This is a genomic window from Nostoc flagelliforme FACHB-838 (assembly GCF_014698065.1).
GTDB lineage: Bacteria > Cyanobacteriota > Cyanobacteriia > Cyanobacteriales > Nostocaceae > Nostoc > Nostoc flagelliforme_B.
The window spans coordinates 92803-108233 of record NZ_JACJSI010000007.1 but is presented as its reverse complement, the minus strand read 5'-3'; the positions used below and the strand labels follow the sequence as shown (position 1 = coordinate 108233).

Below are 15431 nucleotides of genomic sequence, written 5' to 3'. Positions count from 1 at the left end.
AAGTATAATCAGGAAGAAAACCAGAAACAGTAAGTAATAAGGATGGTTACGCCACGTAGACAGGCAGTAAGCACAGTTGCCTTCATAGATAACTATTGTCAACACTATTATTCATTATTTGAGGATGTGAGATATTTTGATGCATTCAAGTTTTTACACTTGGGAATGCTATCAAAAATCTTACAGAAATCTTTGCCGGAGATAGCCAAAATAGTAGGACTTAAAAACAAACGGTCAGTCACTACATCATTTTTACCAGAGATGCACAGTGGGATGTCAAGGCGGTGCGAGAAATGAGGTTATGGCTAACAAAAATGTTTATTAGAGAAAGAGAAATGATTTTGTGTATTGACGAAACAGGAGATAAGAAAAAGGGAAAATCTACAGACTATGTAACTCGTCAGTATGTAGGGAATTTAGGCAAAACCGGAAATGAAATAGTGTTAGTTAATGCTTATGGTGTAGTAGATGGGATTACTTATCCATTAATTTTTCAAATTTTTAAACCGAAAAGCTGATTCTCAAAAGTTTCTTAATAAACTCAAGCAAAACCCTCTTTGGAAAAAGCTTCGAGCCGTTCAACAAAATCATGTTTACTTCATAGATTACATGACTTGGCGAGGTGGAAATTTGCTTGCGGCTCATGCTATCATTGATGACCTTTATAAATACCTTGTCACCCGCCAGTTATGATTCTGGATGAGGCTACCTCTGCGGTGGATAATGAAACGGAAGCGGCTATCCAGAAATCCCTAGCGATGATTACCCAAGATCGGACGACAATTGCGATCGCTCATCGTCTTTCTAAAATTCGTCATAGTCATTGTATTTATGTGATCGATATTGTGGAGCAGGGTAAGCACGAGGATTTACTTGCACTTGATGGTATCTATGCTCTTCTGTGGCGCGTACAGTCTGGGATTCATTAATACTTGCCCTTAACCATATCTGGTAGCCGAGAAGATGAAAGGCTACTGCGAAAGCCAGCCACTAATGGATGGCGATGCCTTCGGCAACCCTAAAAGGGAACGCAGTATTTCGGATATTAGCGCAAAAACTAGGTAAAGCATAGCCGTTTTAAGTAGCAAATGAGTAGCATAATCAATTGATACGAAACCTAAAAATACTTACGGTATCGTCAAATTCATAGCTAGACTAGAACCACAGGGTAACAATTAGAGGAAAATTATGATGAGCGATCGCGACTACACATTAATCATTGACAAAAGCGGTAGTATGTCTACACCCGACCAAGTGGGTGGTAGAAGTAGATGGGAAATTGCCCAAGAGTCTACACTCGCTTTAGCAAGAAAGGCCGAACAGTTTGACCCTGATGGCATCACCGTTTACTTATTTTCCGGTAGATTTAAACGCTACGATGATGTCACCTCAGCCAAAGTAGCCCAGATATTTCTCGAAAATGACCCTTCTGGAACAACAAATTTAGCTGCTGTACTCCAGGATGCCCTCAATAACTATTTTCAACGCAAAGCAGCCGGTAAAAGCAAGCCAAACGGCGAGACAATTTTAGTCATTACCGATGGTGAACCAGACGATCGCAAAGCTGTATTTGAAGTAATCATTCATGCTACTCGCCAGATGGAACGTGATGAAGAATTAGGAATTTCGATCATTCAAGTGGGTTCAGATCCCCAAGCAACTAAGTTTCTCAAAGCTTTAGATGACCAGTTGCAAGGTGTCGGCGCTAAATTTGATATTTGCGATACCGTCACTTTAGACGACTTAGAAGAAATGAGCCTTGTAGATGTATTGACGAACGCAATCACTGACTAATGTATTGATTCGACCATAGTCCAGTAACTCTTAACTCTTAATTGGAGAATTGAATAATGCTAGAAAATCGTGATTACACCTTGATTATCGACAAAAGCGGCAGCATGGCAACCAAAGATCAAAAGGGTGGTAGAACTAGATGGGTTGTAGCACAGGAATCTACTTTAGCTTTAGCTAGTAAGTGTGAGCAATTTGACCCAGACGGCATCACTATTTATGTATTTTCTGGTAAATTTAAGCGATACGAAAATGTGACATCCAGCAAGGTAGCGCAAATTTTCCAAGAAAATGACCCCTCTGGTACAACTGACTTAGCAGGTGTATTAAAACATGCAACTGATGATTACCTTCAACGCAAAGCAGCCAGTCAAACCAAGCCAAATGGTGAAACAATTTTAGTGGTTACTGATGGTGAACCGGACGATCGCAAAGCAGTAATGAAGGTAATTATTGAAGCTTCTCGCCGCATTGATCGAGATGAAGAATTAGCTATTTCTTTTATTCAAGTCGGTACAGATCCACAAGCTACCCGCTTTCTCAAAGTCTTAGACGATGAACTCCAAAGTGCTGGTGCTAAGTTTGATATTTGTGACACCGTTACTATGGAAGATATGGAAGATTTGAGTCTATCGGAAGTGCTACTAAATGCCATTAACGACTAGTACTGTTCGGCGTAAATCAAGCTACCATTTTAAAACTTGCAAAAGCCCTGATATACAAAATTTTTGACTTTTGACACTTCTCTGCGAGACGCTACGCGAACGACTTCGTTCAATGTTAACTTTTGACTTCCGCTTGCGGTGCTATACCATTTATTAGGAATTGCCAAAATGGATTCCATTGATAAGCTACTAGCTGAACTCCAAACTGAATACAAAGAAGTACAACCACAACAGCAGCCAAAATCAGGCACAGCCAAATCGTTTATTTCATCATCGCCAAAATCGGCATCTTTCATGGATAAGCTTTTGGCAGAAGTTCAGGCTGATTTTGCCGAAGAGGATGCTGCTATTGAATTAAAAAGACAACAAGAATTAGAACAGGAAAAAATTCGACAAGAACAACTTAAAGCCGAACAATTAGAGGCTTTGAAAGTGGACGCAAAAGAATGGTTAGCCAAAGTAGATCCACTTTCTTCCGAAGGACTTTGGTTTGAAAGGTTTGCTGAAAGTTACCCCTCAAAATTAGAGGCAGCGATTGAATATTTAAAAAACAACGAATAAAGTAATTCGTAATTCGGAGAAATCTTGCTAGCTAAAATTAAAAGTTAGCAATTGTTATTTATTAACCATGCTTAATACTGATGGTGATTTTTTAAAGCTAACCGTTGCACAGCCCATTCATGCATAGCATAGAGAATTGGTTGTAAAGTTTCTCCTAAAGGCGTCAGAGAATATTCCACCTTGGGCGGAATTTGGGGATAAACTTCTCGATGAATAATACCGTCTTCCTCCATCTCTCTGAGTTGCTGGGTAAGCATCTTTTGCGTAACTCCAGGCAAAGCTCGTTGCAACTCACCAAACCGTTTTACGCCAGTCATTAATTCTCTAATAATCAAAACTTTCCAGCGTCCGCCAATTACCTTTAAGGTAGTTTCTACTTCACAAGTCAGCCTGCGATTATTTTCTGCTTCAGCTTTCATAGTTAGTTTTGCGAATTTGAAAAAGGCAAGAGACAGACCTCCTGCCTTTTAAGCTAAATGTTGAATGTTCTCAATTCAATTTTTAATTATGACGTAGCTACCAACTCAGAATCGATTTCCGAGGGCGCACTATCTTGGACTAGCGATCGCGTTTCACCATTACGCTGGAGAATACCGCCAACCATTGCCAACAAGGCGTTTACCTTGCGGGTTCGCCACATATCTACGAGTTTTTGCACTTCAGTCGCAGACATCCGTCGCATCATTGCTTCGTAGAGATAAGCAGCATGTCCAGTTTCATCTTGGGCAATACAAAGCATTCCTAACTTCAAGTTACGAGCGGTTGACTCGTTATCAGGTAATGCTTTCGCCATTCGCGCAAAGTCTTTACTAGCATCTAACTCCAGAATGTATGTGCTAGCCATAAATACATCCCAGTCAATGACAGCTGGTTTTAGCTGTTCTTGGGTGTAGCCTTCAAAGAATGCTGCGAAAAAGGGACTACGCGGCTGTGATTTTTTTGTAGATGTAGTTTGGGGTTGAGCCTTGAAATCTATAACTTGTTTATTCAACTGTTGTAAGGCGTGGGCAAAAATTTTACCATGCCTAGTTTCATCTGATGCATGTTTTGCTAGCTTTTCGGCTAGCCATGTATCGCCTTCAGCAGCTGCGCGATCGCTAAGTGCAGATAAAAACGGCACAGAGCCAGATTCCGCCAACTGAAACCCCGCAAGGATGTTAGGGCGGGTTTTAGAATCACGAATTTGAGCAGCAGAGTAATAGGCAAAAGCACCTGAACCAGCTAAATGCAGAACGTGAGTCAAGAAGTTCATCAGAAATTCCCGCCGACAATTGGAAGGTTACAATTCTTATACTAATCTGCATTTTCTATAGTTTGCCGCCAGAGGCTCTTATCATTTGGAATTGCCTGTGGCAGTATATCAAAGGTTAACAAATATATCTTTGCATTTTGCTACTATCATCCCAGGTAATTTGGTAACTTTGGATGGAGAAATTAACTAAATCAGTGCGATTTTGGCTTTGTGCAACTATCCTGATTTTAGGTTTGATAGGCTGCGACCGCTTTATTGCTACTTCTGGAGAACCAGTTGAGCGAGTTAGTGATGGTGATACTTTAGTAGTGAAAGATACCAGTGGCAAAAATACTACCGTGCGTTTTGCTTGTGTAGATGCACCAGAAATCGCTCATTCTAATAAAGAAAAGCAGAGGAAACGCACTAGCGATCGCAACCAATTTACTTGGGGTGTGAAAGCTCAAGAACGGGTACAACAACTGGTACAACAAGGAGGCGATCGCGTGACTTTGAATATCACCGATAGCGATCGGTATGGACGCAAAATTGCCGAAGTCCGTTTAAAAAATGGCACTTTTGTACAACAGGTATTGTTGCAAGAAGGTTTAGCAAAAGTGTATCGTCCCTATTTAAACAAGTGTCCTAGTAAAGATTTAGTTCAACAAGCCGAAGCTAAAGCCAAGGAACAACGGCTTGGTGTTTGGAGCGATGCTAAATTTGTGAATCCTTGGGAATATCGCAGCCTATATAAAAAAAAGTAAAAACTTTAGCTGTTTCTAACTGAATGCACTAAATTTTTTAGCATTGCATATTTACACGGTGATTCAGCTCCAAAATTCTCCTCTGCCTCCCTTGCTCCCCCGGCCTCCCCTGCCCCCTCTACTCCTCTCCCCAAGTTTGCAGTTGCAAATAAACCAATACTACCGTCACTGCTAGTAACACCGTCGCGGCGGCGGCGGCATAACCAAAATCAAATTGACCAAAAGCCTCTTGGTAAATGTAGTAAACCAGCAAATTAGTCGAATTTAGTGGCCCACCGCCAGTCATCACAAAAACTTGCTCAAAACTCCGCAATGTAAAAATCGCGGTAGTGATGACTGCAAATATCACAGTCGGGCGCAATCCAGGGAGAGTAATATACCAAAATTGTTGCCAAGCATTTGCTCCATCTAAATCTGCTGCTTCATAACGACTGGGAGGAATTGCTTGCAACCCTGCTAAAAAAACTACCATATTGAAACCCAGTTGTTTCCAAATACTCATTAAAATAATTACTGGCATTGCCCAAAATGTGTCTCCTAGCCAGGGTATGTTTGGAATGCCAAAAAAATCTAAAAGTCCGTTAACTGGGCCTGATGTTTGAAACAGCCAGCGAAATCCCAAACCGGCTGCCACAAGTGAGATAATTGAAGGCAGAAAATAGGCACTTCGCAAGATGCCCCGCAAGGGAATGGAGCGGTTTAATAACACTGCCAATCCCAAAGAGATAACTAAACTGGGAATGATGGTGGCAACAGTAAAATAAAAGGTGTTACCCAGAACTTGCCAAAAGTCGGGGTCGAGTAGCAAGCGCCAATAGTTTTTTAAGCCTATCCAATAAGTACCTTTTAAAGTAAAACTACCGCCGGTGAAACTGAGGTAGAACAAATAGGCGATCGGCCAAATGATAAAAACGCCTAGTAAAATTAGTGCTGGTGTGAGAAAAATCCAGGCAGCTACTGTATCATTATCCAACCATGATTTAGAATATTTTTTTTGCATCTATAATTTTCCCTCTTAGCTGTTATGACCTTCCGCCCTGATTCTACCCTTAGCTTAGTTTCTCCCGGCATTAGCGATGTATACCAGCAAATCGCCCCTTTAAAACTAGGAATTACCTTTAAAAAGTTATGTGTGGAAGCAACAATTGTGACAAACATTTATCAACATTCCAATAGGGGCGCACAGATGTGCGCCCCTACTACGTGTAGACGTAGGGTCTTAAACTCTTTAATTTAAGAGCATTAATTTCTGCGGATGTCTAATGGTAGCTTTGATGAGCGATCGCTCACAAATTCCTCATCTTTAAACCTTAGACATGAGAAATCTGGATATCTCCGCATGTGCCAACACAGCCCCAGGTTCGCGCTGGAGAGCGTTGTAATATTTTCTCTCGAAGGTATTACCCGTCTCTAACGGTACAATAAGCGTGCGGACATCATCAATTAACTTTTGGAAATCATCCATCAATATCGGTTCATCTGCTTCGAGCATTTCATCAACTTGCACAACTACTTCAGAAATGCGATGTAGCCAAGCAAATTGTTCATGAGCGATGACGAGCTGAAGGAGTTCTCCGCTTGATACTCGTCCACTAATCTGTTCGTAGGCAATGCGTTCTGTCTCCAGCAACATCTTGTGAAGGTGGAGTAATTTATTTCGTAAATCACGCAGATATTGATGTTGACGTATTCTTTGTAGAAGTATGTTAGAAGTCAATGTTATCCATCCTCTCGTTACAATAGTCTTCAATGGCTTAAATAATTTTTAGATATTGGGCATCGGGAATTGCTAACTCTTCCCCATTCCCAATGCCCCATTTACCATACCCAAGAACTCGATCTACAAGGGATGGAGTTTTTTATGTATTTGGTTTGCTTGCTAAGAAAGATTATGATAAACATAATATTTTTATAATTGTTATATCTTATATTAGATTAATCTTATATTAACATAAAATTATAAGAAGTACATAGTGTAGAACCTATCGAGAAAATATCAATTATGGGAAAACCGTCTTAATGTCGTTAGCGTATGTAATTCTAGGTCTTCTTCAGCAGCAAGAAATGACCGGCTACGACCTGAAAACGAGCTGCTTTGATCAATGCATTGCCCATTTGTGGCCAGCAGATCAAGCACAAATTTACAGAACTCTCGATAAGCTAGTTGAGCAGGGCTGGATTACCTGTACCATTGAGATTCAGCACGATCGCCCCAACCGGAAAGTCTACAGTGTAACGCAGTCTGGAAAAGCTGAATTCGCCCGATGGCTAGGGATTCATCAGCCCTTACCGACTGTACGAGAACCAATGCTAGTCCAGTTGCATTTTGCAGATCAGTTAGCAAATGAAACCATCATTCATTTACTGGAGCAACAATTGGCGGCTCGAAGCAAAAAGCTTGCTGAATGTGAAACCATCGATTTGCCATCACTCGGTGATGAATCTGCCAACCGTGAGCAGGTGATGCAAAGGCTTGTGCTGGAGTTGGTGATCCGAAGAGAAGAGACTTATATTGATTGGTTGAAGACAGCGATCGATGTTATCAGTCGTCAAAAGCCATATCCATCACATTACCAGATTCTTTGACACTCCCCAGCACTCAAGCTCTTGTTATGACAATTCGTAATTATTCGGTTATTTTTCGTCTTGTCTTATTTCAGCAATCTTAGTCCACTCAGGGTGACTAACACTGTGGAACCTTCATGGCCAATAACACCGATGGGTAGGTTAATATTTCCGAGAAAGTTGCCCACTAAAAGCAACATAATGAAACCTAACGCTACGACTATATTTTGTTTGACTATGGCTTGCGATCGCCTGCCTAAATGTATCGCTACAGCAATTTTTTCTAACCTATCTGCCATCAGTACTATATCTGCGGTTTCCAATGCCACATCACTACCGGATACTCCCATCGCTATACCCACAGATGCTTGGGCTAGGGCTGGTGCATCATTAATTCCATCGCCTACCATTGCAACTGTTTGATATTGTTGCTGTAGACGGCGAATAACATCCAGCTTATCTTCTGGTAGAAGTTGGGCATATACCCGATCAATTCCGACTGCTTTGGCGACACTGTGAGCAGTTTCCTGATTATCCCCGGTTAACATGACAATTTGTTCAACTCCCAATTTCTTTAATCGGGTAATAGTTGTGGCTGCTTGCGATCTTACTTCATCTGCGATCGCAATTACACCCATCACCTCTGCTATATTTCCCTGTGCTACCCAAACAACAGTTTTACCTTCTTGCTCTAAAGATTGAGCCATTTCTCGCAATTCTTCAGGTAAATTTGTGACATACTTTTGCACAAAAACAGCATTTCCTACAATTACCTGTTGTTCTTGAGCAATTCCCACGATTCCCTGTCCAGGTATGGCTTGCACTTGGATTGCACCAACTAAATCCAAATCACCAGCCGCCTGCACAATTGCCTTACCGATGGGATGTTCTGAATAAGATTCCACGCTAGCTGCGGCTTTTAATACATCTTGTTTGGTGTATTCACTAACTGAAATGACCTGGAATACCTGTACCTGTCCTGTTGTCAGAGTACCAGTTTTATCAAATGCGATCGCTCGGACTTTGCCAATTTTCTCTAACTGCGCCCCATTCTTAAACAAAATCCCTTGTCTTGCACCATTAGCGATTCCTGAAAGCAGGGTGGGCATAATTGCAGCCATCAGCGCACAGGGAGAAGCCACCACAAGGAAAGTAAGGGCGCGATAAATTGTTGTTTCCCAATCCCAGCCCCAGAGGAATGGCGGTAAAATTGCCAATAATATCCCAGCGACTACAATGATTTTGGCATATCCTTTCTCAAAGCGATCAATAAACTCTTGCGAAGGTGGTGCTTCTGTCTGCGCCTGTTCTACCAAGCGAATCACACGCTGAATTAAACTACTTTGGGCTGGTTTGTGTACCTTAATCTGTAATGCACCATAACCGTTAAGTGTTCCAGCGAATACTTCTTCGCCTACCGTTTTCTCTACAGGTAAAGACTCGCCCGTGATTGCAGCTTGATTGAGAGTACTGTAACCAGATAAAATTATCCCATCAGTAGGAATTAGTTCTCCAGGTTTGACGACAATTTCATCACCGACTTTTAGCTGACTGATAGGAATTTCTTCTTCCCTTCCCTGAAGCAAAACCCTTGCTGTATCTGGTGTCAAACTCATCAAACTCCTGATACTCCGTTCAGTTCGCGCCATTGCATAGCCTTCTAGTGCGCCACTGATGGCAAAGATGAGAATCAAAATTGCCCCATCAATAATTAGATGATATTCTCTTCGCCATAAGCCGAGGCTAGCAGCACCAATAGCGGCGACAATCATCAGCAAATCTACATCAAGTTCCTTTTCTTTGAATAGTGTAGTTAATCCTTCCCGCGCACTTTCGTAACCACCAATTACATAAGCAGCAGGTAGCAGCAGCAACGCCAATCCCAACCAACCGAGATGCAAGGCGAACCATCCAAAAAATAGCAGCAAGCCACACAAAAGGGCTGCTACAGTATCTGCGTGTTCTCTAGTGAATTGGTTAAAACGTTGGGGGTAGAGCATGAGAGGTGAATTAACAGGGACTCTCTTAGGCTAAACCTTGACATTAATGTTAATGTCAAGGTTTATAATAATTTTGAAACGCAGAGGGGCGCTGAGGTACGCAGAGTTGAATTTTTATCTATGTTCTGGGAGCGTTTTTCAAAAGCTGGATGTGGGTAAATGAGACGATTTAACTGTTAGCTTTAAAATTGCACTAGGAGAAAAAAAGCTATGCTAAAGCGAATATATATTAATAACTTTCGCGGCTTGGTAAATTTCGAGATGGATTTTGACTCGATAGTAAATCATGAATGCTGGTTGCTTAACTATTAAAGAACTCACTGATGCAGTTGGCAGCGGTTTAACTCCACGGATGGTACGCCATTATCATCAATTGGGACTGTTACCGCAACCAGTGCGATCGCCTAGCAATTACCGTCTCTACACCAAAAAAGATGTTCTCAGGTTGCAAAGGATTGTAGCACTCAAGCAGCAAGGGTTTCAGCTAAACCATATCCGCAATATTTTGGAAGTGGAACCAGAAGCCGATACAACGGTTAACCTCATGGGACAACTCCAGCAGCAATATCGCGCGGTGATGCAACAAATTTCTCAACTGCGACAAACTGCATCAGCATTAGAAGGATTATTGGGGCGCGATCGCCATTGTCAAATTATGCAGGCGGAAGTTTTGGCACAACTCAAGTTACTTGATGTGGAAACTCAAGCTGGATTGGGGGGATTGGAAAATCTCTGGAGTGGCTTGGATGCCCAAATTCATACCCACTCGGAAGCTTTTTCAGAATCGCTACAACGCTTATTACCTGATTTATCTCACCGTTCGGAAATTGAACAACACTTAATTTCTCAGTTGGTTTTGGCTTGTGGCGATGTCAGTTTAGTGTCCTTTATCAAATTGAGTCGAGATGCGATCGCAGCTAGTCGAGAAGCTTTATCTTCAAGCTGTCAAATTGTTGTCGATACCCAAACGGTTGCTGCTGCTTTGGATCAAACCCGATTATCTCACTTGGGATGCCACATTCAAACCTTGATTGATAATCCCCATATCACCACCGCCACAGAAGCAGAAGTTGCCTTTTGGCAGCATCGAGAATGGCGAGAAAAATTGCAGCAAGTAAGCCAGGGTTGTGTGCTGGTAGTTGGTTATGCTCCCTCAGTACTTGTAGAAGTTTGTGAGGCGATTGCCAACCAGAAAATTCAGCCTGCATTAGTAATTGGAATGCCCATTGGCTTTAGCCATGCTCCCGCAGCCAAGCGGCAACTGATGCTACAAAAGATACCTTATATTACAGTTGAAGGCACTTTGGGAGGTGGCGCTTTAGCTGCTACTGCCCTAAATGCCTTGGTTGAGTCACTGATTGATAAGCCAGATTGCCATTGTTATCTCAAATGAGTACTCAGTTAAGACAGCAGGATACTCAGTATTCAGCACTAGCTCAGAACTCAGTACTACTGAAAATTGCATAAAAATGTACTAAACTACAGCATAATTCAGAATTCACAGATCAGAATGGGCTACGCCCTGCTACGCTAACACAAGTAAAACAGTCTTGACGGTAGGGTTTGAGACTTATTCCCCAACTCTTATCGCGTTGGGGCTGTTCTTGTTAGGTCTGTATTCCATACAATTGAGAACCACCATAAGCTACTAACTTAGTATAAGTTGCAATATAAATTAGAACATTTTATAGTAAACAGACTCTGGCAGTTAGAGTATAAATTATCATGCTATACAAACTATACCAAAGTATAAAACAATGCAAGTGCGTAAAAGGAACTTAGAAGTAAAGAGAACTCAGATGTATAATTAGCGCGTCTCCTCCATAATTCCTAAAAAGATCGCGATTTAGGATTTGTAGGCTTTCTATTTTTTACTTTAATTAAGGGGCCTATGTGGCAACAAGAAAAAAAAGATACTTCGATAGTTAGATTGGTATTATGGCTTGCCTTAGCTACAACCCCTATGGCAGCGAGTTTACTAGTGTCAGAACCCATGCTGGCACAATCTAAACCTGAAATTCCCTCTTTTTCACTGCCGAAAACAGTGCAGAATGGATCAACAGTGCGAATTGACGGTTCTAGTAGCTTGGGTGCTATCAACCAAAGCCTGAAAGAAAGTTTTGAAAAACAGTTTGTCGGCACAAAGGTTGAAGTTGCTGCTAACGGTACTAATACCGCACTAAAAGATTTGCTAGATGGCAAAATCGACATAGTAGCAATGGGGCGTGGGTTGACACCAGCCGAAAAAGCTCAAGGACTAGAACAAGTTCGCTTGCACCGTGAGAAGATTGCGATCGTGGTTGGTGCAGACAATCCTTTCAAAGGCAGTTTGACTAGTAAGCAATTCGCCCGTATTTTCCGGGGACAAGTTACAAATTGGTCACAACTGGGAGGGCCTTCAGGGAAAATTCGGTTAATCGACCACCCTAACACGAGTGAAACTCGGGATACTTTTCGTGCTTATCCAGCCTTCAAGACTGCTGAATTTGCGACAGGGGCTAATGCTACCCAACTAACTGAGGATAACACCGCAGAAATCATCAAACAATTGGGCAAAGACGGCATCAGCTATGTGTTAGCTAATCAGGTGTCAAAATTGAAAGGTGTGCGAGTTCTACAATTACATCAAGCCTTGCCAGATGATGCTAAATATCCTTTTTCGCAACCTTTAGTTTACGTTTACAAAAAAAATCCCAGCTTAACCACGACCGATTTTCTTGGCTTTACCCTGGCACCCCAAGGGCAGCAAGCTATAGAACAAGCTAGAACTGCTGAAGCAGAGGCGATCGCAGTTAGCGTATCACAACCTACTGTCACACCTTCCCCCAGTGATCAGACAACAGCAGCTGCGCCTTCTCCTAATGCCACTAATTCTGTATTTGGCGAACAGCCCTTTGTCGCTGCTCCTGCCACTGCACAAAATAGCCCAATTGTCAACAGAGAGACACCATTGTGGTTGCTCCTACCTGTCTTTTTTATAACTGTAGCTGGAGCTTTACTATGGTGGGTTTTAGGAAAACGCCCATCCCTCACTGAAAAAACAGACAACTTACCAGAACCAAATCCTCATCTACCTAACACAGAGGATGGAAAACAGGCAGCGCTGAATGGCAGTACTGATCCCTCCGTTAATGGAGTAATGCTTGAGGAGCAGGCAGTGCTGCATTCCCAAGAGCAAGAAACCCCCGATCGCATTCCTTTCAACATCTATGCTCAAACCCAATCTGATCTGACCGCGAATGCTACTCAAGAGACAACTAATGGTACGTCTAACCTTTATGAAGGCTCAACATCGGGCGTAGCTAATGGCTCAGAAAATAACAACTTAGGAGCCGCAGCTTTAACCAATGGTACGGCTCTAGCAACGGGCATTGGGGCAGCTACCTGGTCTACCTTTACCAACAAAGAAACAGAAACAGACACAATCGATGAGACAGTCGAGCTAAATAATTATACGCAGGCAAGCACTCCTGAGTCTGATGAAGTTGCATGGGACATAGAAGCCCCAGCGGCTGTAGTAAATACTTCATATCCTCACCTGACTAATATTTCCGAAGAGTTATCTGATTCTGATGTAGAGCTACCTTCATCTGATGTGACAGCCCCAATACCGGACTTGCCAGATGTGCCAGAAGTCACATCAAACTTTGGATTTTGGGACACAGAAGTTAATGAAGATCAGGTAGATGAAGAACTTCAGGCAGAATTGAACTGGTTAGAGAGTATCACTTCAACTGAAGATACAGCTTCAATAGATGAATTGCCCTTAGCAGAGTCTGGCGAAGTAGCAGCCGATGTTGAACCGTCAGTGGCACAAATACCTTCACTGTTTGATTTACCAGAATTACCAGAAGATGAATTGAATGTGGTAGCGGACGCAGCCGAACCCACTCTCGATTTGCCAGAGGCAGAATCTCCAGCAGAGCCGACTGTTGAGGAAAATGTTGCTGAATCCACAGATTTTACTGGTGCTGCGGTAGCAGCAGGCGCAGGGATGGCAGCTTGGGCTACCTTGGCAGCACAAATTGATACTCCGGTTGACAATGAGGCAATTGCAGCCGAGACAGCTATTGGTTTGGTAGATGCAGATGACGAGAGCAATATTGTTCTCATCCCCCAGACTTATACATCGGCTCATGTTTCTTGGGAGATTTCTGAAGCAAAGAAAGCAGCGCTACGGAAACAAGGTGGCTCTCAATTGGTAGTGTGGATTTATGATGTAACTGGGATTGACTTGAGTTATCAAAGTCCTCACCTGGTTCAGTACTATGAATGTGAGGAGACAGCACACGATCGCTTTGTGGAAATTCCCGTTACCGATCGCGACTACGTAGCTGAAATCGGCTATGTCGCTGATGGCGATGGCTGGTTATTCATCGCTCGTTCCCCAATTGTTCGTGTCTTCAGTCCTGTGAATCCAGATCCCGTAGTTGATGATGTGGCAATCGCAGATAAAACAGATATTGACTTGGTAGATGCCCAAGAAGAGATCGGTGAAGAACAGAACAGTATTGTCCTCACACCCCGCACTTACCAATGGGCTGAAGCCTCTTGGGAAATTTCTGAAATCAAGAAAGCAGAACTGCAACAACAGGGCGGCTCTCAATTGGTAGTGCGGCTTTATGATGTAACTGGGATAGACCTGAGTTATGAAAATCCTCAGTTTGTCCAGCAGTATGAATGTGATGAGACAGCACATGATCGCTTTGTGGAAATTCCCATCAGCGATCGCGACTACATAGCTGAAATTGGCTATGTCGCTGATGGCGATAGCTGGTTATTTATCGCCCGTTCCCCAATTGTTCGTGTCTTCAGTCCAGTGCCTCCAGATTCCACAACAGATACCACTGTTGAAAATGTAGCGTTAATAAGCCAAACAGCTATTGGCTTGGTAGATACCCAAGAAGAGATCGTCCAAGAAGAGATCGTTCAAGAAGAGATCGTTCAAGAAGAGATCGTTCAAGAAGAGATCGTCCAAGAAGAGATCGTTCAAGAAGAGATCGTTCAAGAAGAGATCATCCAAGAAGAGATCGTTCAAGAAGAGATCGCTCAAGAAGAGAGCAGTATTGTACTCACACCCCGTACTCCCAAGTGGGCTTATGTATCTTGGCATATCTCCAAGGCTCAGACCGAAGCGCTGCGCCAACAAGGTGGCTCCCAATTGGTAGTGCGGCTGTATGATGTGACTGGGATTGACTTGAGTTACCAAAGTCCGCAGCTTGTACAGCAGTATGAATCTGAAGAAGTAGCACGCGATCGCTTTGTGGCCATTCCCGTCAGCGATCGCGATTACATGGTTGAAATTGGCTATCTTGCTGATGGCGATGGTTGGTTACTCATTGCCCGTTCTGCGATCGTTCGTGTCTTCAGTCGTCCCCAAGGAGATTTTTGGTTTGTGGCTGATGCTGAGTTGATTATTCACGGAGCAACCCAACCAAATACAACTGTAAATATTGGTGGTCATAACGTCAAAATCAAACCCGATGGTACTTTCCACCTACGTCTACCCTTTTCAGATGGTTCAATGGACTATCTCATAACAGTAGCTGCTGATGGGGAGTCCACAAGAACTATTCATAAAAAGTTCTCTCAAGAAACTTCCGAAAGCTAACATTACCCTGAGTTATCCCCCATAACCTTATTTTTTCAGGTTATGGGGGATTTTGTCTAAGTTGAAAAAGAATATACTATTTTTCTTTATATCTCTGTGGTTAAAAAGTAGTTTATTTAACCGCAGAGGCACAGAGAACACAGAGAAAAAATATTTGAACTGATTAAGTATTGTGTATTGAGAATAATTCAGTCCTCAATGCCCAATTTAATAAGCTTGTAATGACCATTTGCTGAATGCTAA

The 15431-nt window shown here is 42.5% G+C and carries 12 protein-coding genes and 2 pseudogenes; 9 read left to right on the top strand and 5 right to left on the bottom strand.

Annotated elements, in window-relative coordinates:
• Nucleotides 1-42: 42 nt before the first annotated feature.
• The 5 genes and pseudogenes from H6G97_RS55865 to H6G97_RS05875 all read left to right on the top strand — a co-directional run.
• Nucleotides 43-512: pseudogene (locus H6G97_RS55865) on the top strand (transposase); the annotation flags it as partial.
• A 165-nt stretch (nt 513-677) separates the two neighbouring features.
• Nucleotides 678-929, top strand: a pseudogene (locus H6G97_RS05890) (ABC transporter); the annotation flags it as partial.
• Nucleotides 930-1188: 259 nt separating this feature from the next.
• Nucleotides 1189-1794, top strand: coding sequence for a vWA domain-containing protein (locus tag H6G97_RS05885; RefSeq protein ID WP_190939755.1), 606 nt, complete (start codon nt 1189-1191; stop codon nt 1792-1794).
• A gap of 56 nt (nt 1795-1850) precedes the next feature.
• Nucleotides 1851-2456 carry a vWA domain-containing protein gene (locus tag H6G97_RS05880; protein WP_190939754.1) on the top strand — a complete coding sequence of 202 codons (606 nt, stop codon included), beginning with the start codon at nt 1851-1853 and terminating at the stop codon, nt 2454-2456.
• 168 nt (nt 2457-2624) lie between these two features.
• Nucleotides 2625-3017: a salt stress protein, Slr1339 family gene (locus tag H6G97_RS05875; protein ID WP_190939753.1), complete on the top strand. Its 393-nt coding sequence runs from the start codon at nt 2625-2627 to the stop codon at nt 3015-3017.
• A 71-nt stretch (nt 3018-3088) separates the two neighbouring features.
• On the opposite strand, the gene H6G97_RS05870 is transcribed toward H6G97_RS05875, so the two are convergent.
• Nucleotides 3089-3436: a winged helix-turn-helix transcriptional regulator gene (locus tag H6G97_RS05870; RefSeq protein ID WP_109008692.1), complete on the bottom strand. Its 348-nt coding sequence runs from the start codon at nt 3434-3436 to the stop codon at nt 3089-3091.
• Between the two features lie 86 nt (nt 3437-3522).
• Nucleotides 3523-4269: a ferritin-like domain-containing protein gene (locus H6G97_RS05865; RefSeq protein WP_190939752.1), complete on the bottom strand. Its 747-nt coding sequence runs from the start codon at nt 4267-4269 to the stop codon at nt 3523-3525.
• Nucleotides 4270-4442: 173 nt separating this feature from the next.
• Between H6G97_RS05865 and H6G97_RS05860 the strand changes: the two genes are divergently transcribed.
• On the top strand, nt 4443-5012 hold the full coding sequence (locus H6G97_RS05860; RefSeq protein ID WP_190939751.1) for a thermonuclease family protein: 570 nt from the start codon (nt 4443-4445) through the stop codon (nt 5010-5012).
• Nucleotides 5013-5130: 118 nt separating this feature from the next.
• On the opposite strand, the gene H6G97_RS05855 is transcribed toward H6G97_RS05860, so the two are convergent.
• A complete protein-coding gene (locus H6G97_RS05855) occupies nt 5131-6012 on the bottom strand; it encodes a carbohydrate ABC transporter permease (RefSeq protein ID WP_190939750.1) in 882 nt (293 codons plus the stop codon).
• Nucleotides 6013-6315: 303 nt separating this feature from the next.
• The gene (locus H6G97_RS05850) at nt 6316-6729 is read right to left on the bottom strand and encodes a hypothetical protein (protein ID WP_190939749.1); all 414 of its coding nucleotides are present in this window, start codon (nt 6727-6729) and stop codon (nt 6316-6318) included.
• 302 nt (nt 6730-7031) lie between these two features.
• Between H6G97_RS05850 and H6G97_RS05845 the strand changes: the two genes are divergently transcribed.
• Complete coding sequence (locus H6G97_RS05845) at nt 7032-7598, top strand: PadR family transcriptional regulator (protein WP_190939748.1); 567 nt, start codon at nt 7032-7034, stop codon at nt 7596-7598.
• 65 nt (nt 7599-7663) lie between these two features.
• On the opposite strand, the gene H6G97_RS05840 is transcribed toward H6G97_RS05845, so the two are convergent.
• Nucleotides 7664-9577, bottom strand: coding sequence for a heavy metal translocating P-type ATPase (locus H6G97_RS05840; RefSeq protein WP_190939747.1), 1914 nt, complete (start codon nt 9575-9577; stop codon nt 7664-7666).
• A gap of 286 nt (nt 9578-9863) precedes the next feature.
• Here H6G97_RS05840 and H6G97_RS05835 point away from each other — a divergent pair, with 286 nt between their 5' ends.
• Complete coding sequence (locus tag H6G97_RS05835) at nt 9864-10970, top strand: precorrin-8X methylmutase (RefSeq protein ID WP_190939746.1); 1107 nt, start codon at nt 9864-9866, stop codon at nt 10968-10970.
• Nucleotides 10971-11468: 498 nt separating this feature from the next.
• Nucleotides 11469-15188 (top strand): DUF4912 domain-containing protein, encoded by a 3720-nt coding sequence (locus H6G97_RS05830; protein ID WP_190939745.1) that lies wholly within the window; start codon nt 11469-11471, stop codon nt 15186-15188.
• The last annotated feature ends 243 nt before the right edge of the window (nt 15189-15431 follow it).